Source organism: Streptomyces sp. NPDC016677 (genome assembly GCF_055562815.1).
In genome coordinates, this window is the sequence record NZ_JBVHEO010000001.1 from 289,202 (window position 1) to 312,140 (window position 22,939).

21 protein-coding genes and 1 pseudogene are annotated in these 22,939 nt (G+C 74.0%); 13 read left to right on the forward strand and 9 right to left on the reverse strand.

Going from position 1 to position 22,939, the window contains the following annotated elements:
* Positions 1-77 precede the first annotated feature (77 nt).
* Together ACZ3IG_RS01265 and ACZ3IG_RS01270 are read left to right on the forward strand one after the other, a co-directional pair.
* Entirely contained in the window at positions 78-287 is a 210-nt protein-coding gene (locus ACZ3IG_RS01265; RefSeq protein WP_467427875.1) for a hypothetical protein, read from the forward strand.
* Positions 288-295: 8 nt separating this feature from the next.
* A complete protein-coding gene (locus ACZ3IG_RS01270) occupies positions 296-565 on the forward strand; it encodes a hypothetical protein (RefSeq protein WP_467427878.1) in 270 nt (89 codons plus the stop codon).
* Between the two features lie 2 nt (positions 566-567).
* On the opposite strand, the gene ACZ3IG_RS01275 is transcribed toward ACZ3IG_RS01270, so the two are convergent.
* The gene (locus ACZ3IG_RS01275) at positions 568-1,212 is read right to left on the reverse strand and encodes a dihydrofolate reductase family protein (RefSeq protein WP_467427880.1); all 645 of its coding nucleotides are present in this window, start codon (positions 1,210-1,212) and stop codon (positions 568-570) included.
* Between the two features lie 160 nt (positions 1,213-1,372).
* On the opposite strand from ACZ3IG_RS01275, the gene ACZ3IG_RS01280 reads away from it, so the two are divergent.
* The 4 genes from ACZ3IG_RS01280 (at position 1,373) to ACZ3IG_RS01295 (ending at position 8,193) form a co-directional block, all read left to right on the forward strand.
* Positions 1,373-2,425, forward strand: coding sequence for an esterase-like activity of phytase family protein (locus ACZ3IG_RS01280; RefSeq protein ID WP_467427882.1), 1,053 nt, complete (start codon positions 1,373-1,375; stop codon positions 2,423-2,425).
* A gap of 87 nt (positions 2,426-2,512) precedes the next feature.
* Positions 2,513-6,232, forward strand: coding sequence for an ABC transporter ATP-binding protein (locus ACZ3IG_RS01285; protein WP_467427884.1), 3,720 nt, complete (start codon positions 2,513-2,515; stop codon positions 6,230-6,232).
* A gap of 87 nt (positions 6,233-6,319) precedes the next feature.
* A complete protein-coding gene (locus ACZ3IG_RS01290) occupies positions 6,320-6,709 on the forward strand; it encodes a hypothetical protein (protein WP_467427885.1) in 390 nt (129 codons plus the stop codon).
* Between the two features lie 53 nt (positions 6,710-6,762).
* Positions 6,763-8,193, forward strand: coding sequence for a S28 family serine protease (locus tag ACZ3IG_RS01295; RefSeq protein ID WP_467427886.1), 1,431 nt, complete (start codon positions 6,763-6,765; stop codon positions 8,191-8,193).
* 19 nt (positions 8,194-8,212) lie between these two features.
* Here the strand turns inward: ACZ3IG_RS01295 and ACZ3IG_RS01300 are convergent, their stop codons facing one another.
* The 3 genes from ACZ3IG_RS01300 to ACZ3IG_RS01310 form a co-directional block, all read right to left on the reverse strand.
* On the reverse strand, positions 8,213-8,872 hold the full coding sequence (locus ACZ3IG_RS01300; protein WP_467427888.1) for a hypothetical protein: 660 nt from the start codon (positions 8,870-8,872) through the stop codon (positions 8,213-8,215).
* A gap of 168 nt (positions 8,873-9,040) precedes the next feature.
* Positions 9,041-10,888 (reverse strand): glycoside hydrolase family 3 protein, encoded by a 1,848-nt coding sequence (locus tag ACZ3IG_RS01305; RefSeq protein ID WP_467427890.1) that lies wholly within the window; start codon positions 10,886-10,888, stop codon positions 9,041-9,043.
* 498 nt (positions 10,889-11,386) lie between these two features.
* The gene (locus ACZ3IG_RS01310; RefSeq protein WP_467427893.1) at positions 11,387-12,304 is read right to left on the reverse strand and encodes a LysR family transcriptional regulator; all 918 of its coding nucleotides are present in this window, start codon (positions 12,302-12,304) and stop codon (positions 11,387-11,389) included.
* Positions 12,305-12,393: 89 nt separating this feature from the next.
* On the opposite strand from ACZ3IG_RS01310, the gene ACZ3IG_RS01315 reads away from it, so the two are divergent.
* The 4 genes and pseudogenes from ACZ3IG_RS01315 (at position 12,394) to ACZ3IG_RS01330 (ending at position 15,201) form a co-directional block, all read left to right on the forward strand.
* Positions 12,394-13,383: an EamA family transporter gene (locus ACZ3IG_RS01315; RefSeq protein WP_467427895.1), complete on the forward strand. Its 990-nt coding sequence runs from the start codon at positions 12,394-12,396 to the stop codon at positions 13,381-13,383.
* Positions 13,313-13,610 (forward strand): annotated as a pseudogene (locus ACZ3IG_RS01320) (GNAT family N-acetyltransferase); the annotation flags it as partial. The gene ACZ3IG_RS01315 and the pseudogene ACZ3IG_RS01320, both read left to right, overlap by 71 nt.
* Before the next feature lie 219 nt (positions 13,611-13,829).
* Positions 13,830-14,018, forward strand: coding sequence for a hypothetical protein (locus ACZ3IG_RS01325; RefSeq protein ID WP_467427896.1), 189 nt, complete (start codon positions 13,830-13,832; stop codon positions 14,016-14,018).
* Positions 14,019-14,124: 106 nt separating this feature from the next.
* Entirely contained in the window at positions 14,125-15,201 is a 1,077-nt protein-coding gene (locus ACZ3IG_RS01330) for a DUF2637 domain-containing protein (RefSeq protein ID WP_467427897.1), read from the forward strand.
* A gap of 18 nt (positions 15,202-15,219) precedes the next feature.
* On the opposite strand, the gene ACZ3IG_RS01335 is transcribed toward ACZ3IG_RS01330, so the two are convergent.
* The 3 genes from ACZ3IG_RS01335 to ACZ3IG_RS01345 form a co-directional block, all read right to left on the reverse strand.
* Positions 15,220-16,020, reverse strand: coding sequence for a sugar phosphate isomerase/epimerase family protein (locus ACZ3IG_RS01335; protein WP_467427898.1), 801 nt, complete (start codon positions 16,018-16,020; stop codon positions 15,220-15,222).
* 106 nt (positions 16,021-16,126) lie between these two features.
* Positions 16,127-16,720, reverse strand: a complete 594-nt coding sequence (locus ACZ3IG_RS01340; RefSeq protein ID WP_467427900.1) for a dihydrofolate reductase family protein — start codon at positions 16,718-16,720, stop codon at positions 16,127-16,129.
* A gap of 328 nt (positions 16,721-17,048) precedes the next feature.
* Positions 17,049-18,095, reverse strand: coding sequence for a LacI family DNA-binding transcriptional regulator (locus ACZ3IG_RS01345; RefSeq protein ID WP_467427901.1), 1,047 nt, complete (start codon positions 18,093-18,095; stop codon positions 17,049-17,051).
* 178 nt (positions 18,096-18,273) lie between these two features.
* Here ACZ3IG_RS01345 and ACZ3IG_RS01350 point away from each other — a divergent pair, with 178 nt between their 5' ends.
* From ACZ3IG_RS01350 to ACZ3IG_RS01360, 3 genes are read left to right on the forward strand one after another with little or no spacing between them, the layout of a single operon-like run.
* Positions 18,274-19,425 (forward strand): Gfo/Idh/MocA family protein, encoded by a 1,152-nt coding sequence (locus tag ACZ3IG_RS01350; protein WP_467427903.1) that lies wholly within the window; start codon positions 18,274-18,276, stop codon positions 19,423-19,425.
* A complete protein-coding gene (locus tag ACZ3IG_RS01355) occupies positions 19,422-20,576 on the forward strand; it encodes a dihydrodipicolinate synthase family protein (protein WP_467427905.1) in 1,155 nt (384 codons plus the stop codon). Before ACZ3IG_RS01350 ends, ACZ3IG_RS01355 begins: the two co-directional genes overlap by 4 nt.
* Positions 20,577-20,608: 32 nt before the next feature.
* The gene (locus ACZ3IG_RS01360; protein WP_467429148.1) at positions 20,609-21,406 is read left to right on the forward strand and encodes a sugar phosphate isomerase/epimerase family protein; all 798 of its coding nucleotides are present in this window, start codon (positions 20,609-20,611) and stop codon (positions 21,404-21,406) included.
* Positions 21,407-21,610: 204 nt separating this feature from the next.
* Here ACZ3IG_RS01360 and rbsD read toward each other — a convergent pair whose 3' ends face one another.
* Together rbsD and ACZ3IG_RS01370 are read right to left on the reverse strand one after the other, a co-directional pair.
* Positions 21,611-21,997 (reverse strand): D-ribose pyranase, encoded by a 387-nt coding sequence (gene rbsD / locus ACZ3IG_RS01365; protein ID WP_467427907.1) that lies wholly within the window; start codon positions 21,995-21,997, stop codon positions 21,611-21,613.
* On the reverse strand, positions 21,994-22,896 hold the full coding sequence (locus tag ACZ3IG_RS01370; RefSeq protein ID WP_467427908.1) for a ribokinase: 903 nt from the start codon (positions 22,894-22,896) through the stop codon (positions 21,994-21,996). The genes rbsD and ACZ3IG_RS01370 overlap by 4 nt, the downstream gene beginning before the upstream one ends.
* Positions 22,897-22,939: the final 43 nt, after the last annotated feature.

The following is a 22,939-nucleotide window of genomic DNA, read 5'->3' on the forward strand; positions in this document are numbered from 1 at the left end:
TAGCCGCCCCCGCTCCACTCTGTGAGGGCTTCGCTACACAAAGCGAACCCCTGCGACCGCTCACGGAGCCGATCAACGTGCGTCACCGAACCGCCCGCCGGGCCTGGCTGCCCCTGCTTCTGCTGCTCGACCTCCTCCTCCCCGCCACGGGACGGCGCCGCCGCCGACGCCCCGCACCCGCGAAGTACGCCCCCGCCCCCACCCCACCCCGACCCCGCCCCGCGGAACCGCTCCTGCGCGGCGAGGACAACGCCCTGGTCCGCCCCTACCTGGAGGCGCTGCGATGACTGGCACCATGCCTACGCCCCGCCGACTGCCCTGGACCGGCCCCGACGGCAAGCCCGCCTACCTGCTGACCGACGGGACCGGCCCCCTGTCCCGGCTCGTCGATGCCGTCGACGCGCAGCAACTGGACATGGCGGGGCGGTTGCTCGGCCACGCCGCCGACCTCTTGGACGACGCGGACACGACCTCCGACCAGCTCCGCTACCTGCTGACGTGCATGTACGACGCGCTGACCGACGTACACCGCATCGCGGAGAACCGGCACGCAGCGGACCGCTGACCTCACCTCCGCCAGAACAGGTGGTGCGTCACGCCGCTCGGACTCGGCACCACCTCCAGGTGGTACCGGTCGAGCAGGTCCTCGGGGGAGTCCCACAGCCGCAGGCCGGAGCCGAATTCCACCGGTGAGACGGCCACGTGCAGCGTGTCGACGAGACCGGCCGCGAGGAACTCCCGCACGGTGGTGACCCCGCCGCCGAGCCGGACGTCCTGGCCCCGCGCGGCCTCTCGTGCCCGTTCGAGGATCGCGGCCGGGTCGCCGGCCACGAAGTGGAACGTGGTGTCGGAGAGGGTGATCGAGGGGCGTTCGTGGTGGGTGAGGACGAACACCGGGGTGTGGAACGGCGGCTCGTCGCCCCACCAGCCCCGCCAGTCCAGGTCGGTCCACGGCCCGCGCTGGGGGCCGAACTTGTTGCGGCCCATGATCTCGGCGCCGATGTTCCGCGCGAAGTCCCGGGTGAAGCAGTCGTCCAGTCCGCGGCTGCCCCCGGAGTCGGTACGCATCGGCCAGCTCGCCGTGGCGCCGGCCCAGGAGAACAGCCGCTCGGCCCCGGGCAGCCCGAACGGATTCTCCAGGCTCTGCCGCTCCCCGGCGGCGATCCCGTCGGCCGAGACGTTGAAGTTCATGACTCTCAGCAGTTGGCTCATCTGTTCTCCTCCGGTTCCGCGCCCGTACGCGCGCCCTGGTGCCACCACCCGTACGTCGAACGGCGGCGCACCGGATCGACAACGGCCCACACGTTTCTTTTCGCGCACACCCGACGTCACCCGATCACCCGACGTCGCCCGATCGCCGTACCGTGCCGCCATGCACTCGAAGACTCTGCGCACCGCGCTCGCCACCGTCACCGCCGGCCTGGCCGCCGCCACCTGTCTCACGGCCGCCGGACCCGCGGCCGCATCACCCGCGGCGTCCGGCGTCGCGGCACGCAACGCCTGCTCGTCCTCCGTGTCCCTCACAGGCTTCTCCGACGCCCTCGACAAGACGACCTACGAGGGCACCTACGTCGGCAACTTCTCCGCGCTGGCCACCGACCGCCACGGCACGGTCGCCGCGCTGTCCGACCGTTCCTCCCTCTTCCGGCTGGACGCGGACACCCTCCGGCCGGAGTCCGTCGTCGCGCTCGCGGACGAGAGCGGCGCCGCGCTGGACAGCGAGGGACTCGTCGTCGACAGGGACGGCACGTACCTCGTCTCCTCCGAGACGGAGCCGTCGATCCGCCGCTACTCCCGTACCGGCGAGATCCTCGACACCCTCCCCGTGCCGGACGCGCTGCGCACGACGCCGGCGGGGCGGGGGCAGTCCAACGGGACGTTCGAGGCCCTCACCCTGCTGCCCGACGGCCGGACCCTGGTCGCGTCGATGGAGTACGCCCTCTCCGGTGACGACACGAGGCTGGTCCGGGTCCAGACCTGGCAGCGGAAGAAGGACGGCGGTTTCCGGCTGGGCGCGCAGTACGCCTACCAGGCCGACGCCGGTCTCGGCGTGCCCGAGGTGACCGCGGTGCCGGACGGGCGGCTGCTGGTGCTGGAGCGCGGCTTCACCTCCGGGGTCGGCAACACCGTCCGCCTCTACCTGGCGGACGCGCGCCGCGCCACGGACGTCGGCGGGACCGAGACGCTGACCGCCGGGCAGCGCGGCCTGCGGACGGTGAGGAAGACCCTGCTGGCCGACATCGCCGCCTGCCCCTCCCTCGGCGCCACCGCCAAGCAGCCCCAGCCCAACCCGCTCCTCGACAACATCGAGGGCATGGCGGTCACCGGCCGCACCAAGGGCCGTCTCGACGTGCTCCTGGTCAGCGACGACAACCAGAACGCCACCCAGACCACCCGCTTCTACCGGCTGCGCGTGCGGGCCTGACCGGCACGGAATTGTTACGGCGGGATGAAATCCCGCCCGGTCCGCGTTGGTGCCTTCCGGCAGATCAGGACAACCGGAAGGCACGGCGTGGACGCGCGACGGGGATGGGCACGACGACTGGCGGGCTATGCCTGGCGCTACCCCAAGGACGTCGTGCTGGCCCTCGGTGCCTCACTGGGCGGCATGGCCGTCATGGCACTGGTCCCGCTGATCACCAAGGTGATCATCGATGACGTCATCGGGGACAAGAGCAGGTCCATGGCCACCTGGGCCGGGCTGCTGGTCGGCGCGGCGGTCGTCGTCTACGGGCTGACCTTCCTGCGGCGCTACTACGGCGGGCGGCTCGCCCTGGACGTCCAGCACGACCTGCGGACGGACATGTACGACGCCATCACCCGGCTGGACGGGCGGCGGCAGGACGAGCTGTCCACCGGGCAGGTGGTCGGGCGGGCGACCAGTGACCTCCAGCTGATCCAGAGCCTGCTGTTCATGCTGCCGATGACCATCGGGAACGTGCTGCTGTTCCTGATCTCCCTGGTGATCATGGCGTGGCTGTCGCCGCCGCTCACCCTGGTCGCGCTCGCGGTGGCGCCGGCGCTGTGGTTCATCGCCCGCCGCAGCCGCTCCCGGCTGCACCCGGCCACCTGGTACGCGCAGGCCCAGGCGGCGGCCGTCGCGGGCGTGGTCGACGGCGCCGTCAGCGGCGTACGCGTGGTGAAGGGGTTCGGGCAGGAGGAGCAGGAGACCGGGAAGCTGCGGCGGATCGGGCGGAAGCTGTTCGCGGCGCGGCTGCGGACCGTCCGGCTGAACGCCGCCTACACCCCGGCCCTCCAGGCGGTGCCCGCCCTCGGCCAGGTCGCCATGCTGGCCCTCGGCGGCTGGCTGGCCGTGCACGGGCACATCACGCTGGGCACCTTCGTCGCCTTCTCCACCTACCTCGCCCAGCTCGTCGGCCCGGTCCGGATGCTCGCGATGGTCCTCACCGTCGCCCAGCAGGCCCGCGCCGGCACCGAACGCGTGCTGGAGCTGATCGACACCGAGCCGGTGATCGAGGACGGCACCCTGGAGCTGCCGGCCGACGCGCCGGCGACCGTCGAGTTCGACGGCGTGTCCTTCGGGTATGCCCCGGAGCGGCCCGTGCTCGACGGGCTCTCCTTCGAGATCCGGGCCGGCGAGACCCTCGCCGTCGTCGGCGCCTCCGGCTCCGGCAAGTCCACCGTCTCCCTCCTCCTGCCGCGCTTCTACGACGTGACCCGCGGCGCCGTCCTCGTCGGCGGGCACGACGTGCGCGAGCTGACCCTGCGGTCGCTGCGGGCCGCGATCGCGCCGGTCCCGGAGGACTCGTTCCTCTTCTCCGACACCGTCCGCGCCAACATCGCCTACGGCCGCCCCGACGCGACCGACGAGGAGGTCGAGGCCGCGGCCCGCGCCGCGCAGGCCGACGGGTTCATCCGGGAGCTGCCCGACGGGTACGACACCACCGTCGGCGAACACGGCCTGACCCTCTCCGGCGGCCAGCGCCAGCGCGTCGCGCTCGCCCGCGCGCTGCTCACCGACCCCCGGCTGCTGGTCCTGGACGACGCCACCTCCGCCGTCGACGCCCGCGTGGAGCACGAGATCCACGAGGCGCTGCGGGAGGCGATGCGCGGCCGGACCACGCTGCTGATCGCGCACCGCCGCTCCACCCTGAACCTCGCCGACCGCATCGCCGTCCTCGACGCCGGCCGCCTCGCCGACATCGGCACCCACGAGGAGCTCCAGGAGCGCTGCGCCCTCTACCGGCGGCTGCTGACCGACCCCGACGAGCTGGGCGCCGTCTCTCCCGGCCACACCGTCCGCGCCGCCGGGCCGGTCGAGGACACCTCCGTACGGGACGAACTGGACGCCGAGTTCGACGCCGAACGCGGCATCACCCCCCGCCTGTGGACGGGGGAGCGCGAGCCGCGCGACGCCGCCCTCGCCGGCACCCCGGCCACCCCCGAACTGCTCGCCCAGGTCGAGGCGCTCCCGCCCGCCACCGGCACCCCGGACATCGACGAGAAGCAGGCGGTGCGGCCCGAGGAGTCCTACGGGCTGCGCCGCCTGCTGCGCGGCTTCGGCCGCCCCCTCCTGGTCAGCCTCGCCCTGGTCGCCGTCGACGCCGGCATGGGCCTGCTGCTGCCGGTCCTCATCCGGCACGGCATCGACGACGGCGTCACCCGGCTCGCCCTCGGCGCGGTCTGGGCCGCCTCGCTGCTCGGCCTGCTCGCCGTGCTGGCGCAGTGGTGCGCGCAGAGCGCCGAGATCCGGATGACCGGACGGACGGGGGAGCGGGTCCTGTACGCGCTGCGCCTGAAGATCTTCGCCCAGCTCCAGCGCCTCGGCCTCGACTACTACGAGCGTGAGCTGACCGGGCGGATCATGACCCGGATGACGACGGACGTGGACGCGCTGTCGACGTTCCTCCAGACGGGGCTGGTCACGGCGTTCGTGTCCGTCGTCACCTTCTTCGGCATCATGGTCGTGCTGCTGGCACTCGACCTCCAGCTCGCCCTCGTCGTCTTCGCGACCCTGCCCCTGCTGGTCGTCGGCACGTACTTCTTCCGCCGGGCGAGTGTGAAGGCGTACGAGCTGGCCCGCGAGCGGGTCTCGGTGGTCAACGCCGATCTGCAGGAGACGGTGGCGGGGCTGCGGATCGTGCAGGCGTTCGGGCGGGAGCGGGACGGCGGGCGGCGGTTCGCCGAGCGCAGCCGCAGCTATCGTCAGGCGCGGGTGCGGGGGCAGTTGCTGATCTCCGTCTACTTCCCGTTCGTCCAGCTGCTGGCGTCGGCCGCCGCGGCGGCCGTGCTCGTCGTCGGCGGCGGACGGATCGACGACGCGACCCTGACCACCGGCGCGCTGGTGGCGTACCTGCTCTACATCGACCTGTTCTTCGCGCCCGTGCAGCAGCTCTCCCAGGTCTTCGACGGCTACCAGCAGGCGTCGGTCTCGCTCGGCCGCATCCAGGAACTGCTGCGCGTCCCGACCTCGACGAAGGCCGCCGAGCAGCCTCTGGACGTGCCGTCCCTGCGGGGCGAGATCGCCTTCGAGGGGGTGCGCTTCGCGTACGGCGCGGAGGAAGAGGCCATCAGCGGCGTGGACCTGCGCATCCCGGCCGGGCAGACCGTCGCCTTCGTCGGCGAGACCGGCGCCGGCAAGTCGACGCTGGTCAAGCTGGTCGCCCGGTTCTACGACCCGACCGAAGGACGGGTCACCGTCGACGGGCACGACCTGCGCGCCCTCGACCTGGCCGCCTACCGGCACCGCCTCGGCGTCGTCCCGCAGGAGGCGTACCTCTTCCCGGGCACCGTCCGGGACGCCATCGCCTACGGCCGTCCCGACGCCACCGACGCCGAGGTGGAGGCGGCGGCCCGCGCGGTCGGCGCCCACGAGATGATCGCCACCCTCGACGGCGGCTACCTCCACGAGGTCGCCGAACGCGGCCGCAACCTCTCCGCCGGGCAGCGTCAGCTGATCGCGCTGGCCCGCGCCGAACTCGTCGACCCCGACATCCTGCTCCTCGACGAGGCGACCGCCGCCCTCGACCTGGCCACCGAGGCCCAGGTCGACCAGGCCGCCGACCGGATCGCCGGACGGCGCACGACCCTCGTCGTCGCCCACCGGCTGACCACGGCCGCCCGCGCCGACCGGGTCGTGGTGATGGACGGCGGCCGGGTCGCCGAGGACGGCACCCACGAGGAACTCCTCGCCCGCGGCGGGCGGTACGCCCGGCTGTGGCGGGCCTTCGTCGGCGCCGCCGAGCCGGAGGAACCGGTCGGGGTCGCCTGAACGTCGTACACCCGTACGTCAGTGAGGGTCATACGGAGTCGTAGAAGGTCGCACAGAGTCGTACAGAGTCGTACAGAGGGGACGGCCATGGGCAAGGGCCCTGGTATACGCAGACGGCTGGCGCTCGGCACGGCGGTACTGACCGCGGCCGGGCTGCTCACCGTCGCCGCACCGCAGGAGGCCCGGGCGGCGGCCTCCTGTCCGGGCCGCAAGGTCCGCACGCTCCCGTTCGCCACCGGCTCCGCCGTCGTCTACAAGCGCGGCGGATATGTCTGCGCCGTCACCCTCCCGAAGAAACCCGGCACCAAGCGCGCGATGTCGGTGAGCCTGCGGGCGCGCGGCGGCCGGCCGGTCGTCGACGAGGGGCGGTACGCCTACCGGGCCGGGCCCGTGACGGTGTACGCCGGGCAGCGCTGTGTGTGGGTGAAGGGCAAGGTGGGGTCCAAGTCGGTCAGCTCGGGCTGGATCCTGTGCTGACACACAGGCTTCTGCTAGCTTCCGGCGGACGTCAGTTACCCAGGGGAGGGTGCATGCGCAAGGCGCTCAGATGGCTGCTGGCGCTGGCGGTGCTCATAGGCACCGTCAGCACGGCCCAGGCGGCCGCCGCCCAGCCGGGAGCCACGGCCTCCGCCGACATCAAGGACCGGCTTCTCTCCGTACCGGGGATGAGCCTGATCGAGGAGAAGCCGTACCCCGGTTACCGCTTCTTCGTCCTGAACTACACCCAGCCGGTCGACCACCGGCGTCCGTCCCGGGGCACCTTCCAGCAGCGGATCACCGTGCTGCACAAGGACACCGCCCGTCCGACGGTCTTCTACACCGGCGGCTACAGCGTCTCCACCACGCCCAGCCGCCGCGAGCCGACCCAGATCGTGGACGGCAACCAGGTCTCCATGGAGTACCGCTACTTCACCCCGTCCCGGCCCGAGCCGGCCGACTGGTCGAAGCTGGACATCTGGCAGGCCGCCAGCGACCAGCACCGCGTCTTCAAGGCCCTGAAGAAGATCTACTCCCGGAACTGGATCTCCACGGGCGGCTCCAAGGGCGGCATGACCGCCACCTACTACGAGCGTTTCTACCCGCGCGACATGGACGGCGTCGTCGCCTACGTCGCCCCCAACGACGTGGTGAACGGCGAGGATTCGGCGTACGACCGGTTCTTCGAGACGGTCGGCACGGCGGAGTGCCGGGCCCGGCTGAACGGCGTACAGCGCGAGGCACTGGTGCGCCGGGCCCCGCTGGAGGAGAAGTACGAGGCGTACGCCGCCGAGAACGGCTACACCTTCGACACCATCGGCAGCCTGGACCGGGCCTACGAGGCGGTCGTCCTGGACTACGTCTGGGGATTCTGGCAGTACAGCACCCTCGCCGACTGCGCGGACATCCCGGCGGACGCGGCGAACGCCACCGACGACGAGATCTGGACCTCCGTCGACACGATCTCCGGCTTCTCCTTCTACACCGACCAGGGCCTGGCCCCGTACACGCCGTACTACTACCAGGCGGGCACCCAGCTCGGCGCGCCCACCATCCACTTCCCGCACATCGAGAAGAAGTACATCCGCTACGGCTACCAGCCGCCGCGCAACTTCGTGCCGCGGGACATCCCGATGCGGTTCCAGCCGTTCGTGATGGACGACGTGGACGCGTGGGTGAAGCGCAACGCCGACCAGATGCTGTTCGTGTACGGCGAGAACGACCCGTGGGGTGCCGAGCCGTTCCGGCTGGGCCGCGGCGCGCGTGACTCGTACGTCTACACGGCCCCCGGCATGAACCACGGCGCCAACGTCGCCGGGCTGGTCGCCGGGGAGAAGGCGGCGGCCACGGCCCGCATCCTCGACTGGGCCGGTGTCGCCCCGGCGTCCGTGCGGGCCGACCCGTCGGTGGCGAAGCCGCTGGCGACGTTCGACGCCCGCCTCGACCGCCGGGACGTCGAACGCGAGCCCGCACTGCGCCCGTGACGCGGTAGGGCGGCACGGCTCACACCGGCCGGGCGCAGCCCACCGGACGCTCCCCGCCGAGACGGACGTACAGCGCCGTCGCGGCGGGGCAGCGGGACCGTTCGGTCACCGCGTCGACCACCTTGTACTGCGGGGCCCGCTCGCCCGTGCCGGCGCAGGCGGTCTCCCGGACCTCGTCGCCGCCGGCCTCGTAGACGCAGTCCCCGACGATAGTGCGCGGGCCGCCCCCGCCGCCGGGATCGCCGGGGTGCGGCGGCTGGAGGTTGCGCATGCAGGCGTAGCCCCGGGGCACCGCCCCGTCGCCGTCCTCGTCGGAGGAGGGCCGCTGCTCGCTGATGTGCAGCACGAAGTCGGTGGTCGCCGGGCACGGCGGACCGCCCTCCTCCCGGCCGTCGTGCCGGGCCACGACCCGCGCCGCCGCCCGCTCACTGGCGCACGCCACCTCGGTGAAGCTGGTCGTGCCGAACGAACTGCACTCGTCGACCGCGAGGAACACCGCCCCGTACCCGGACGGCCGGACCGTCGTCGCGGCCCCCGCCGTGCCGCCGCCCAGCCGCCCGTCCGCCGCGGTCGTCGCGCCGGGCGTGCTCTGGCAGGCGCTCAGCAGCACGGCGCTCAGCAGCACGGCGCACAGCGCGGAGAGCGTCACCGGCGCCCCCGCGGACCCACTCCGACGCATCGCCGCCCCCGCATTCCCCCCGTACGGCCCCGCGTTCTCCGGGACCACCGTCCAGCGTGACCCGCCGCGGCGGGCGCACGCCAGACGCGCGGGGGTGTATTGCGCCGCGTGCGGGGCCCGCGACCGGCGCGTGTCGTACGCGCGCTACGCCCGGTACGACAGCACGCGCTACGCCCGGTACGACAGCCCGTGCCCGGCCGGCAGGAGCACCGCCGTCGGGTCGTCCGCCCGTGGCACCGGCACCGGCAGCCTGCCCCGGGGCCGTACCCGCCCGGCGAGGACCCGGGCCGCCGCGCGCACCTCGACGTCGGTCCAGCCGTAGGCGGCCAGCACGGCCGCCGCGCCGGGCAGATGGGCGACGTCGTACGGGTTGCGGACGGCGACCACCGCCACCGGCTTCCCGGCCGCCGCCACCTCCCGCACCAGGACCGCCTGCCGGCTGCCCGCGGTGACGTTGTAGGTGACGGCGACCACCGCGTCGGCGTCCCCGGCCGCCGCGACCGCCCGCGCGACGACGGCCGCGGACGGGGAGGTGCCGGTGGACAGGGCGGTTGCCGTGAAGCCCAGTCCGGTGAGCGCGTCCGCGAGCACGCCGGTCGGCGGGCCGGTCGTGCCCGTGGGGGAGGCCGGGTCCGCGCCGACGACCAGGAGCCTCGGGGTGCGGCGCCGCTCCAGCGGCAGCAGCTCCCCCTCGTTGACCAGCAGGGTGGTCGTCCGCTCGGCGATCCGGTCGGCCGCCGCGCGGTGCGCGCGGACCCCGACCGTGCGGTCCACCTCCCGCCGCGAGGTGTACGGGTCCCGGAACAGCCCCAGCTTCCGTTTCAGCCGCAGCACGCGCAGGACCGATTCTTCGAGCCGTGCCTCGGTGAGTTCCCCCTCCCGTACGGCGGTCAGCACCGCGTTCCAGGCCAGGTCCAGGTCGGGCGGGTTGAGGAGCTGGTCGACGCCCGCCTTCAGCGCCAGCACCGGCACCCGCGCGTCGCCGTACTTGGTCCGTACGCCCTCCATGGCGAGGGAGTCGGTGACGACGACCCCGTCGTAGCCCAGCTCGTCGCGGAGCAGGCCGGTGAGGATCGGGCGGGAGAGGGTCGCCGGGTCACCGGAGTCGTCGAGCGCCGGGACCATGAGGTGAGCGGTCATGATCGCGTCGATGCCGGCCGCGATGGCGGCCCGGAACGGCGGCGCGTCCAGCTTCTCCCACTCCTCGCGGCTGTGCGTGATGACCGGGAAGCCGGTGTGGCTGTCGACGGAGGTGTCCCCGTGCCCCGGGAAGTGCTTGGCGCAGGCGGCGACGCCCGACCCCTGGTACCCGGCGACCTCGGCGGCGACCAGCCGGGCCACCGCCTCCGGTCCCGAACCGAAGGAGCGGACGCCGATCACCGGGTTGGCCGGGTCGACGTTGACGTCGGCGACGGGCGCGTAGTCCTGCCGGATGCCCATCGCGCGCAGCTCGGCGCCGGCGATCCGGCCCAGGGTGCGGGCGTCGGACCGCGAACCGCCGGCCCCGATCGCCATCGCCCCCGGGAAGAGCGTGGCCGGCGCTCCCACCCGGGCCACCGCGCCGTGCTCCTGGTCGGTGGAGACGAGCACGGGCAGCCCGCGTTCCAGCTCCAGGGAGGCCCGCTGGATGCCGTCGGACAGCTCGGCGATCTGGTGCGGGTCGCGGGTGTTGTGCGCCCAGGTGAAGTAGAGGACGCCGCCGACCCGGTACCTGGCGACCAGTTCGGCGGCGGTGCGCACGCCCAGTTCCTTCAGGTTGGCGTCGATGTCGGCCTGGTCGGGGGCGGTGGCGGAGTGGCCGTAGACCCGGGAGACGAAGAGCTGGCCGACCTTCTCCGCCAGGGACATCCGGGCGACGAGGGCGCGGAGCCCGTCGCCGTCGGGTACGGCGGTCCGCGCGGACGCGGGGCCGGCGGCCGCGAGGGCCGCGGTGACGCCGGCGCCGGCGGCGAGGAGGGTGCGTCTGGAGGGCTGTGCGGCGGACTGTGCGGCGCTTTCCGTGCTGCTGTCGGGCACGTGCGCTCCTTTGCGGACCGGGGACGGCTGACGGAAACTTCCGGGAAGTCAGCAATATCCGGGAAGTTTCCGCCGGTCAAGGGAGCGCACGGGCGCGGCGGGGCGGGGCCGCCGCCGGCGCTGGGAGGGAGGGCGCCGGCGGCGGCGCGGTGCCGGCCGGGGTGCGGCGGAGAGGGTGGGTCAGCGATCGCAGCCAGCAGCGAGGGCCGACACCGCACCACGGAGACTCGTCCGGCAACGCGGGCATTGGACGGGCGGGCCCGGCCCCGGGTTCCCGTCCGGGCCGGGTTGGTGCCGGTGTGCACGAGGGGGCCGACGGGCCCGGACCGCTCCGGCCGCCGAGGGGGACGTACACGCGGAAACCCGATGACACTTCGGCCTTATGTGTCATCCGTTCCGGGCGACACCTCGGGTCCGGCGCGTCGGACCGCTCCGAAGGGGCAGGGGGCGGGGCCCGCCCGGCGTCGGCGGCCCGACCCGCGGCCGACGCCGGCGGGGTCAGTCCCGCGCGTGGGCCGAGACCGCCGGCCAGTGCGCGCGCAGCGCCCGTACCGTCTCCGCGATCGCCGGACGCCGGGCCGCCCCCGTCCGCCACAGCGCGTACAGCCGCCGTACCGGCATCGGGTCGAGCGGCACCTCCACCACCCCGGCGGGCAGCGGCCCGCGCCCGAGGCGGGGGATGAGCGCGACGCCGAGCCCGGCGGCGACCAGCGCGACCAGCGTCGGGTTCTCGTCGGCCTGGTGCACGAGGTCGGGCTCGTGCCCGGCGGCGCGCAGCGTCCGCACCAGCCAGTCGTGGCAGACCCGGCCCGGCGGCTGGCAGATCCACCGCTCGCCGCCCAGCTCCTCCCGCCGTACCGCGTCCCGCCCGGCGAAGGGATGCCCCTCGGGGACGAGCAGATCGCACAGGTCGTCCCCGATGACCGCCTGCTCCACCCCGGCCGGCGCGGGCAGCGGCGCGATGTCCCAGTCGTGCGCCACCACCAGGTCGACCGCCCCCTTGGCCACCAGCCCCACCGACAGATGCGGGTCGACCTCGGTCAGGCGGGCGTCCAGCGCGGGGTGCTCCCGGGCCAGCTCCGCCAGGACGCCGGGCAGCAGCCCGCGCGCCGCCGACGCGAACGCGGCGATGGCCAGCCGCCCGGCCGGCCGCCCCCGCCGCTCCTCCAGTTCCGTCTCGGCCCGCTCCACGATGGCCATCAACTCGCGTGCGGTGTCGGCCAGTCGACGCGCCTCGGCGGTGAGCCGTACGCCTCGCCCCTCCCGTTCGAGGAGCACCGTCCGGGTCTCCCGCTCCAGCTTGGCGATCTGCTGGGAGACGGCGGACGGCGTGTAGCCCAGCGCGGTGGCGGCGGCGCCGACCGTGCCGTGCACCGAGACCGCGTGCAGGGCGCGCAGCCGCTGGAGATCGAGCACAGGCCCGCCCCTTTCATCAGAGTCGCTTCATCCAACCATGCAGTATTCATCGCTGGTGCTTCACGGTCCTCGCCGGTCATCCTCGGCGTATGCGACCGTCCCACCTCTTCCTCGCCGTCCTCGTCGCCGCCGTATGGGGCGTCAACTTCACCGTCATAGAGATCGGCCTCGCCCACTTCCCGCCGCTGCTCTTCTCCGCCCTGCGCTTCCTGGTCGCCGCACTCCCCGCGGTGTTCCTCGTGGGCCGCCCCAAGGTGGCGTGGAAGTGGATCGTGGCGGTGGGGCTGGTGCTGGGCGTGGCCAAGTTCGGCCTGCTGTTCGTGGGCATGGACGCGGGCATGCCGGCCGGGCTGTCCTCCCTGGTGCTCCAGATCCAGGCGGTGTTCACGGCCGTGATCGCCGGGGCGGTCCTGGGGGAGCGGCCCACACGCGTGCGGGCGGCGGGCATGGCGGTGGCCCTGGCCGGCATCGGCGTCGCGGCCTGGGACGAGGGCACCTCCGGCCCGCTGGGCGCCTTCGCCCTGGTGATCGCGGCGGCGGCCTGCTGGGGCGTGTCCAACGTCCTGACCCGCAAGGCGTCCCCGCCCGACTCGCTGAACTTCATGGCGTGGGTGAGCACCGTCCCGGTACTGCCCCTGCTCGCCCTGTCCCTGCTCACCGAGGGCCCCTCCGCCGACTGGGCCGCCCTGCGCGCGCTGGACTGGCGGGGCGCGGGCACGGTGGTCTACGTCGCCTGGGTCACCACCGTCTTCGGCTTCGGCGCGTGGGGCTGGCTGCTGCGCCGTCACCCGGCCTCGGCGGTCGCGCCGTTCTCGCTGCTGGTGCCGGTCTTCGGGATGTCGTCGGCGGCGCTGTTCCTGGGCGAGCCGGTCTCCCCGGCCCGCTGGTGCGCGGCGGCGCTGCTGGTGGGCGGGGTGGCACTGACCTCGTTGCCGTCCCGGCGCCGGCCGGCCGGAAAGCCGTTCGACGGTCCCGTCGGCGGTGGGGACAACGCGGCCGGTGACCTTCATGACGCGGGCGCCGGCCCTCGACGGCACGCTGGTACGGCTGGAGCCGCCGGCCCGGCGGCACGCGGCTGACCTCGCCGAGGCGGCCGAGGAGGACCGCTCCGGCTACGGCTGCGCCTGGGTGCCGAGGGCCGACGAGGGCCGACGAGGTCGACGCCTGCCTCGACACGCAGCTCGCCCGCGCCGAGTCCGGGCGCCTCGCCCCCTACGCCCAGATCTCCCGCGCCCCCGGCCGGGCCGTCGGCGCCACGGCCTACTGGGAGCCCCGGTCCTGGCGGACGCAGGACGCCCTGGACGCCGAGGCCGAACCGGGACTCCGCCGTCTACTCGATCACGGCGGCGGAGTGGCCCGAGTGGCGCGATCGGCCGGCCCGGAAGGTCGCGGACAGCGCGGCGGTACGACTATGAAACAAAGCCTCTTTTCGTTCCGTCGGCACGCTGCGAATAAATGACTTGTCCGGCTAATTGTTCACTCGTGTGCCGCGCATCCAGCGGAGTGACCCGGCGTTAGTCGGAACATGAGCAAGGTGACTGGGTGCACAGCCGCGCCGAACGGTGCTCTGTCGAAAGGCGGATTCCCTGTGCCCCTCAGGGAGACGGAGCCGATTCTGCGGGATTTCCTGGACGTGCTGGGTGAGCTGCAGGACGATTTCACCCGCCGCTTGGGCGCGATCAAAGAATGGCCAGTACTGTCGCGAGCTGAATGATCGGGCCCTATTTATCGTGTATGACGACGAACTCGTTTACGGCCGCGGATTCCCGGGACCTTACGCGGCTTCTTATCCGAATCCTTACCCGAACCGGACCACCGGCGTGTACGACGAGGCGGGCCACGGCCGGCACCGCGCTCCCGTCGACGACGCGGAACCCCTCGTACCGGACATGGCCTGGGACGAGGAACTGGCCGTCATGCTCCAGGACGCCCTGGAGGAACAGCTTCCCGGCGGGCCACCGCACCCGGACCGGCGGCGGGACGGCCTCGACGGTCTCGACGGTCACGACGGCCTCGACGAGACACCGGCCGCCGCCCCGGCACCGGGCAGCCCGCTGGGGAACCTGCGGGACATCACGGAGGAACTGCCCGCGCTGAAGGAGACCCGGCCCGGCCGCAGCCACCGCCGGGCCCGTCCGCCCCGTCCGCCCCGCGGCCCCCGTGGGGTCGAGGCCGTCAGTTACGTCACCGCCGCGCTCGCCACCGTCATCGCCTCCGCGGTGAGCCTGCTGAGCGGCATCGTGGCCTACGACCCGCTCCGGGTCGTCGCCGTGACCCGGCTGGAGTCCGGCGTGGTCGCCTGGTGGCCCCTGCTGGTCTTCGGCCCCTGGCTGGTGGCGTCGCTCTCCGTCCTGCGGGCGGCGCTGCACCAGCGCCGGGCCCTGCACGCCTGGTGCGTCGTCCTGGGGTTCTCGCTCATCGCGGTCTTCCTGTGCGTGCTCCAGGCGCCCGGCACCGTCGTCGACGTGGCCGCCGCCGCCCTGCCCGGCCTGGCCTCCCTCGCCTGTTTCCAGCAGCTGGTACGCCAGATCACCCTGACCCGGCCGCCCAGGCGCCGCGCACCGCGCCACCGCGTACGCCCCGAGCCCCGGCAGCAGGCCGAGCCGGACCGGAAGACCGGGACGGGCGGGACGCCCGACGCGCCGACGGACGCCCCCGCGCCGGCCGCGCCGGCCCCCGCCACCGCTTCCGCCCCGGCCCGGACCCCCGCTCCGGCCGCCCCCGCCGGCGCCCGGTACGACACCCGCCGGGAACCCCGCCGTCCCGCGCCCGCGCCCGCGCCGCCGCCCCGGACGCCGGAGCCCCCCGTCACCACGTACGTGATCAGCAACGGCCGCCCGCTGCGGACCCGGCAGACCGGTCAGCCCCGGTCCTTCCCGGCCCCGCGGACCGGCTGACCGCACAGCCCGCCCGGTTCAGGCCGACTCGTTGAGCAGCCGGGCCAGATGCCGCCGTCCCGCGCCCAGGATCCCGGGCAGCGGGGCGGCGTCCTCGTACCACCGCTTCTCGTACTCCCAGCACAGCCAGCCGTCCCAGCCGTGCCGGGACAGCAGGTCCACGCAGTCGGAGAGCGGCAGCACGCCCTGACCGAGCGGCAGCGGCGTGGTGTCGTCCGCCGAGGCGATGTCCTTGACCTGTACGTAGCCGAGGTGCGGGGAGAGCGCGGCGTAGGACTCCGCCGGCTGCTCACCGCCCAGCCAGGTGTGCATCACGTCCCACAGCGCACCGGCCCGGCGGTGCCCGACCAGGCCGAGGACGCGGATCGCGTCGGCGCCCGTGCGGTGCGAGTCGTGGGTCTCCAGGAGGATCCGCACCCCGGCCTCGGTGGCGTACTCGGCGGCCGTGCCCAGCCGCCGGGCGGCCGTCGCGTCCGCCTCCTCGGGGCTCTGCCCGGTGCCGCCGCCGGGGAAGACCCGCACGTACGGGGCGCCCAGGTCGCGGGCGAGGCCGAGGAGGGCGCGGAGCTCCGCGAGGACGGGGGCGTCGTCGCCGGGGGCCGCGACCCGCACGTAGCCCGCCGTACAGAGGATCTCGACGCCGGCCGCCTCGAACTCGGCCGCGACCGCGGCGCGTTCGGCGGGGGACAGGCCGGGATGCACCGGTTCCTCGGGGTGGGCGCGCAGTTCGACCCCGTGCCAGCCGTGCTCGGTGGCGAGCCGCAGCACGTCGGTCACGGGCATTCCGGGGACGCCGAGGGTGGAGAACGCCAGTTTCATGACCTTGGACAGTACCCGCTGCGGCGCGCCTCACTCCGGTGTCGCGTACGCACGTCCTCGCCGGCCGGGCCGCGGCCGGGGCACCCCGCGTCCGGCGGGGCCGCGGTCAGGTCCCGGTGGCCGCGCGGTAGACGCAGACCTGGGCGCCGGTGGGCGCGGCGGTCGTGGAGACCAGCTCGAAGCCCCGCAGCGCGCCGTCGCGCGGGAAGATCGACTTGCCGCCGCCCAGGATCACGGGCATCACGATGAGCCGCAGTTCGTCGACCAGGCCCTCGCCCAGCAGCAGCCGGACGAGCGAGGGACTGCCCATCACCAGCAGCCCGCCGCCGGCTCCCGAGCGCAGCGCGCGCAGGCGGGGGAGGGCTCCGGTGCCGGGGACGCGGGTGGTGTTCCAGGTCATGTCGGCGTCGGTGAGGCGGTCGGAGACGACGTACTTCGGCAGGGCGTTGAGCCGGTCGGCGAAGGGGTCCCCGGCCTGCGCGGGCCACGCCCTCGCCATCACCTCCCAGGTCCGCCGCCCGTACAGCAGCGCCTCCGCGTCCGCCAGCGCCGCGTCGAACGCCCCGCCGACCACCTCCGGGTCGAAGTACGGCCCCGACCAGCCGCCGTGCGCGAACCCGCCGTCGGTGTCCTCCTCCGGCCCGCCGGGCGCCTGCACGACGCCGTCGAGACTGATGAACTCGCTGATCACGATACGCATGGGGTCCGTTCCTGGAAGGGTCGTGCCGGGTGGGTACGGTCAGACAGACCGACGGAGCGTACGGAACTCATCGGTGCGGCACGCATCGGTACGCGCTGCCCGAGGGTCACCGACCGATCCCGCAGCCGCCGCCCCGGACCCCGCTTCGACACGACAGGCCACTCGCGCCGACGGCACACCTCCCCGGCGGGCGATGACCCGGCGGACGGCAGACCACCAGCGCGTCACCCGGCGGACGGCGCTCCACCCGGGCGGACGGCGAGCCACTCCCGCCGACGGCAGATCACCCGTGTCGACAGCGCGTCACCCGCGCCGCCCCCACGTCACGTCACCCCCGAGGCCGTCCGGTGGACCCCCGGACCATCAGCTCCCCCCGCACCGTGGCGATCCCCCCGGGCGGCGCCTCCTCGCGCCCCATCGCGATGCGCCCGGCCCGCGCCCCCGCCTCCGCCAGCGGCAGCCGCACCGTCGTCAGCGCGGGCACCGCGTCGATACTGAACGGCAGGTCGTCGAAGCCCGCCACCGACACGTCCGCCGGGATGCGCAGCCCCGACTCCCGCAGTGCCGCGCACGCGCCCAGCGCGACGGAGTCGTTCGCGGCGACCACCGCGGTCAGGGACGGGTCCCTGCGCAGCAGCTCCAGCGTGGCCTCGTAACCGGACCGGCGGTCATAGCGTCCGTGGACCGTCCAGCGCGGGTCCTCCGCGATGCCGTGCGCGGCGAGCGCGGCCCGGTGGCCCTCCAGCCGGTGCCGGGTGGTCGTCCGTTCCACGGGGCCCGCGATGTAGCCGACGCGCCGGTGGCCGAGCCCGATCAGGTGCTCGGTCAGCTCCCGTCCCCCGCCCCGGTTGTCGAAGGTCAGCGCGATCGCCCCGGTGTCCGGCGCCGGCGGGCGTCCGCACAGCACCACCCGGGTCCCCGCCTCCGCGAGCCTGCGCAGCTTCGCCGCCACCGCCGCCTGGTGCGGCGCGTCCTCCACCGCCCCGCCGGTCAGCACCACGGCCGCCGCCCGCTGCCGTTGCAGCAGCGTGAGGTAGGTCAGCTCGCGCTCCGGGGAGCCGCCGGTGTTGCAGACCACGGCGAGCCGCTCGCCGCCCGCCCGGCCGCCCGGCCCGCCGATCTCGGACTGGATCGCGCTCGCCATGATCCCGAAGAACGGGTCGGCGATGTCGTTCACCAGGATGCCGACCAGGTCGGAGGTGGCGGCGGCGAGCGCGCTCGCGGGACCGTTCAGTACGTAGTCCAGTTCGTCGACCGCCTTGAGCACCCGCTCCCGGGTGGACGCGGCGACGGGATAGTTCCCGTTCAGCACGCGCGACACCGTCGCGGGGGAGACCTGCGCGCGGGCCGCCACGTCCGCCAGGGTCACCGTCATGTCCTCGTCCTCCGCATCGTCGCGCCCGGAGACCCGGCGGGCGCGTCCCCCACACTCGCCCGGCCGTGGTCTTGTCCGGACCACCGTCCACAGGCTAGCTTCGTATCAGATAGAAAGCGCTTGCTATCACGCCCGTCCCGGCGGAAGCGGCGCGCGAACCGCGTACGAAGGGAATGACGTGACACGCAAGACGGTGCGTATCGCCATGAACGGTGTGACCGGGCGCATGGGCTACCGCCAGCACCTCGTCCGCTCCATCCTGGCCCTGCGCGAACAGGGCGGCCTCGACCTGGGCGACGGCACCACGCTGTGGCCGGAGCCGGTCCTGGTCGGCCGCCGCGAGCACGCGCTCACGGCGCTGGCCGAACGGCACGGCCTGGAGCACGTCTCCACGGACCTGGACGCCGTCCTCGCCGACGACAGCGTCGACATCTACTTCGACGCGCAGGTGACCTCGGCCCGCGAGGAGGCGATCAGGAAGGCGATCGCCGCCGGCAAGCACGTCTACACCGAGAAGCCCACCGCCACCGGCCTCGACGGCGCCCTGGAACTGGCCCGCCTGGCCCGGGCGGCCGGCGTCAAGCACGGCGTCGTCCAGGACAAGCTGTTCCTCCCGGGCCTGCTCAAGCTCAAGCGCCTCATCGACGGCGGCTTCTTCGGCCGGATCCTCTCGGTGCGCGGCGAGTTCGGCTACTGGGTCTTCGAGGGCGACTGGCAGGAGGCCCAGCGCCCGTCCTGGAACTACCGCGCGGAGGACGGCGGCGGCATCGTCGTCGACATGTTCCCGCACTGGGAGTACGTCCTGCACGAGCTGTTCGGCCGGGTGACGTCCGTCCAGGCGCTCACCGCCACCCACATCCCGCAGCGCTGGGACGAGAACGGCAAGCCCTACGACGCCACCGCCGACGACGCCGCCTACGGCGTCTTCGAACTCGACGGCGGCGCCATCGCGCAGATCAACTCCTCCTGGGCGGTCCGCGTCAACCGCGACGAACTGGTCGAGTTCCAGGTCGACGGCACCGAGGGCTCGGCCGTCGCCGGCCTGCGCGACTGCCGCGTCCAGCACCGCTCCGCCACCCCCAAGCCGGTCTGGAACCCCGACATCCCCGCCACCTACGCCTTCCGTGACCAGTGGCAGGAGGTCCCCGACAACGGAGAGTTCGACAACGGCTTCAAGGCGCAGTGGGAGCTGTTCCTGCGCCACGTGTACGCCGACGCCCCCTACCACTGGGACCTGCTGGCCGGCGCCCGCGGCGTCCAGCTCGCCGAGCTGGGCCTGAAGTCCTCCGCCGAGGGCCGCCGCCTGGACGTACCGGAGATCGCGCTGTGACCCTCCACCTCCCGCAGGCCGACGGCACCCTGCGCGCCTACACGCCCCGCACCGGGCCGGCCGCGCGGACGACGCCGGGAAGCGCTTTCACCTCCCGTACGGTCTTCTCGGCCGCGCACGTCGTCGCCGACCCGTACGCCGACACCACGCCCGACGGCCCCGCCGCCGTCGACTGGGACGCCACCCTCGCCTTCCGCCGCCACCTGTGGTCCCACGGGCTCGGCGTCGCCGAGGCGATGGACACCGCCCAGCGCGGCATGGGCCTGGACTGGGCGGGCGCCGCCGAACTGATCCGCCGCTCCGCCGCCGAGGCGAAGGCGTGCGGCGGCCGGATCGCCTGCGGCGTCGGCACCGACCAGCTCACCTCCGGGACCCTGGCGGACATCCGGGCCGCCTACGAGGAGCAGCTCGCCGTCACCGAGGAAGCGGGCGCCCAGGCCATCCTGATGGCCTCCCGCGCCCTGGCCGCGACGGCGCGGGGCCCGGAGGACTATCTGGAGGTCTACGGCCACCTGCTCCGCCAGGCCGCCGAACCGGTGATCCTGCACTGGCTCGGCCCGATGTTCGACCCGGCCCTGGAGGGCTACTGGGGCTCGTCCGACCTCGACACGGCGACCGGCACCTTCCTGGAGGTCATCGCCGCCCACCCCGACAAGGTCGACGGCATCAAGGTCTCCCTCCTCGACGCCCAGCGCGAGATCGACCTGCGCCGCCGCCTCCCGCAGGGCGTGCGCTGCTACACCGGCGACGACTTCCATTACCCCGAGCTGATCGCCGGCGACGACCAGGGCTTCAGCCACGCCCTGCTCGGCATCTTCGACCCGCTGGGACCGCTGGCGGCCGAGGCGGTCCACGTCCTGGACACCGGGGACACGGACGGCTTCCGCGCCCTGCTCGACCCGACCGTCGACCTCTCCCGCCACCTCTTCCAGGCCCCGACCCGCTACTACAAGACGGGCGTGGTGTTCCTGGCCTGGCTGGCCGGCCACCAGTCGCACTTCACCATGGTCGGCGGCCTCCAGTCGGCCCGCTCCCTGCCCCATCTCGCCCGCGCCTACGAACTCGCCGACGGGATCGGCCTGTTCCCCGACCCGAAGCCGGCCGAGGAACGGATGCGGACCCTGCTCTCCCTGTACGGAGTCACCCAGTGAGCGACGACCTCTCCCGCTTCTCCATCAACCAGATGACCGTCAGGCAGCTCACGCTGCCCGAACTGACCGCCGCCTGCCGCGACCTGGGCGTCGGCAACGTCGGCCTGTGGCGCGAACCGGTCCAGGAGTACGGCGTCGAGGCCGCCGCCAAGCTGGTCCGGGACGCGGGCCTGCGCGTCACCACCCTGTGCCGCGGCGGCTTCCTCACCGCGACCGACCCGGACGCCCGGCGGGCCGCCCTGGCCGACAACCGCCGCGCCGTCGACGAGGCCGCCGCCCTCGGCACCGACACCCTGGTGCTCGTCTCCGGCGGCCTGCCGCCCGGCGACAAGGACCTCACCGCCGCCCGCGAGCGCATCGCGGACGCCCTCGCCGAACTCGGCCCCTACGCCGAGGAGCACGGCGTCCGCCTCGCCATCGAGCCGCTGCACCCGATGTACGCGGCCGACCGCTGCGTGGTCTCCACCCTCGCCCAGGCCCTGGACCTCGCCGAACGCTTCCCCGCCCACCAGGTCGGCGTCACGGTGGACACGTACCACATCTGGTGGGACGACCGGGCGCCCGAGCAGATCGCGCGGGCGGGCGCGGGCGGCCGTGTCCACACCTTCCAGCTCGCCGACTGGACCACCCCGCTGCCCGAGGGCGTCCTCAACGGCCGCGGCCAGCTCGGGGACGGCTCGGTCGACATGCGGGAGTGGAAGGGCCACGTCGAGGCGGCCGGGTACACCGGCCCCATCGAGGTGGAACTGTTCAACGAGGGGCTGTGGGCCCGCGACGGCCGGGAGGTGCTGGCGGAGACGGCCCGGCGGTTCGCGCAGCACGCGCTCTGACGGCCCGTGCCCCCGCGCACCGCCGCGGGAAAATCTTCGTGTCCCCGTGCAACCCTCCGCCCACCCGGTGTGTCGTACAAGGCGTCAGGACACCCGCAGGGGGAGATCTGGGGGGATCGCGGAGTCCTGAGGGAGGGGAGACGCGAGGGGGCCCGGTCGGTGAACCGGGCCCCCGAAGTGTCGCTCGGGGCAGGCGGGTCAGGGTCAGAAGAAGACCCCGCAGCGCAGCAGCACATTGGCGTACGGCCGCGCCTCCCCGGTCCGCACCACCAGCCGGGCCCCCGCGGACAGCTCCTTCAGCCGTTCGTGCGGGACGAGCGCGAGGGCGGGCAGCGTGTCCAGGAGCCGGGCCGCCTCGGGGTTGGCCGCCCGTACCTCCTGCGCCCCCGTGGCGCCCTCCACCACCAGCTCCGCCAGCAGCCCGTCCAGCACCTCGGCGAAGGACGGCACCCCGGCCCGGAACGCCAGGTCGACGACGCGCGGCCCGTCGGGGACCGGCATCCCCGCGTCGCACACCAGCACGCCGTCGCCGTGGCCCAGCTCGGCCAGCGCGCCGGCGAGATGCCGGTTGAGGATCCCGGCCTTCTTCACAGCGCCGCCACCTCCTCGGCGGTCGGGTACGACTCCTGCGCCCCCGCCCTGGTCACGGCCGCCGCGCCGACCCGGGCCGCGTACGCCGCCGCCTCGGCCAGCGGGGCGCCCGCGCCGAGCCGGCAGGCCAGCGCCGCGGTGAACGCGTCGCCCGCGCCCGTGGTGTCCACGACGTCCACCGCCACCGACGGCACCCGCGCCACGCCCTCCTTCGAGGCCACCAGCGCGCCCTTCGCCCCCAGGGTCACCACCACCGAGCGCGGCCCCTTCGCCAGCAGGATGCGGGCCCAGTCCTCGGGGTCGTCGCTCACACAGGCGGCTCCCAGGATCACCTTCGCCTCGTGCTCGTTGACGATCAGCGGGTCGCAGGCGTCCAGCACCTCGCGCGGCAGCGGGCGCGGCGGCGACGGGTTGAGGACGAAACGGCTGTCCGGCGTCAGACTCCGCACCACCTCCACCACCGTCTCCAGTGGGATCTCCAGCATCACCGAGACCACCCGGGAGGCGTGGAAGAGACTGTTGGCGGCCCGCACGTCACCCGGGGTGAGCCGGCCGTTGGCGCCCGGCGAGACGACGATGCTGTTGTCCCCGGACGGGTCCACGGTGATCAGCGCGACGCCGGTCGGCACGTCGCCCACCAGGACGCCCACCGTGTCGACGCCGGCCGCCCGCTGCGCGTCCAGCAGCAGCCGGCCGTGCCCGTCGTCACCGACCTTGGCCAGCAGGGCCGTACGGGCCCCGAGCCGGGCGGCGGCCACCGCCTGGTTGGCACCCTTGCCGCCCGGGTGGACGGCCAGGTCGGAGCCGAGCACCGTCTCCCCGGGCCCCGGCCGCCGCTCGACACCGATCACCAGGTCGGCGTTGGCCGACCCCACGACCAGCAGGTCGTAGTCGTACATGGTCCATCTCCCCGCATCCGCGTCCGCGTCCGTGAGCCTGTGC

Coding starts and splice junctions, on each gene's coding strand:
- ACZ3IG_RS01270 (WP_467427878.1), top strand. CDS start 296: ATGCCTACGCCCCGCCGACTGCCCTGGACCGGCCCCGACGGCAAGCCC.
- ACZ3IG_RS01275 (WP_467427880.1), bottom strand. CDS start 1,212: ATGAGCCAACTGCTGAGAGTCATGAACTTCAACGTCTCGGCCGACGGG.
- ACZ3IG_RS01280 (WP_467427882.1), top strand. CDS start 1,373: ATGCACTCGAAGACTCTGCGCACCGCGCTCGCCACCGTCACCGCCGGC.
- ACZ3IG_RS01290 (WP_467427885.1), top strand. CDS start 6,320: ATGGGCAAGGGCCCTGGTATACGCAGACGGCTGGCGCTCGGCACGGCG.
- ACZ3IG_RS01295 (WP_467427886.1), top strand. CDS start 6,763: ATGCGCAAGGCGCTCAGATGGCTGCTGGCGCTGGCGGTGCTCATAGGC.
- ACZ3IG_RS01300 (WP_467427888.1), bottom strand. CDS start 8,872: ATGCGTCGGAGTGGGTCCGCGGGGGCGCCGGTGACGCTCTCCGCGCTG.
- ACZ3IG_RS01315 (WP_467427895.1), top strand. CDS start 12,394: ATGCGACCGTCCCACCTCTTCCTCGCCGTCCTCGTCGCCGCCGTATGG.
- ACZ3IG_RS01325 (WP_467427896.1), top strand. CDS start 13,830: ATGAGCAAGGTGACTGGGTGCACAGCCGCGCCGAACGGTGCTCTGTCG.
- ACZ3IG_RS01335 (WP_467427898.1), bottom strand. CDS start 16,020: ATGAAACTGGCGTTCTCCACCCTCGGCGTCCCCGGAATGCCCGTGACC.
- ACZ3IG_RS01340 (WP_467427900.1), bottom strand. CDS start 16,720: ATGCGTATCGTGATCAGCGAGTTCATCAGTCTCGACGGCGTCGTGCAG.
- ACZ3IG_RS01345 (WP_467427901.1), bottom strand. CDS start 18,095: ATGACGGTGACCCTGGCGGACGTGGCGGCCCGCGCGCAGGTCTCCCCC.
- ACZ3IG_RS01360 (WP_467429148.1), top strand. CDS start 20,609: ATGACCGTCAGGCAGCTCACGCTGCCCGAACTGACCGCCGCCTGCCGC.
- ACZ3IG_RS01370 (WP_467427908.1), bottom strand. CDS start 22,896: ATGTACGACTACGACCTGCTGGTCGTGGGGTCGGCCAACGCCGACCTG.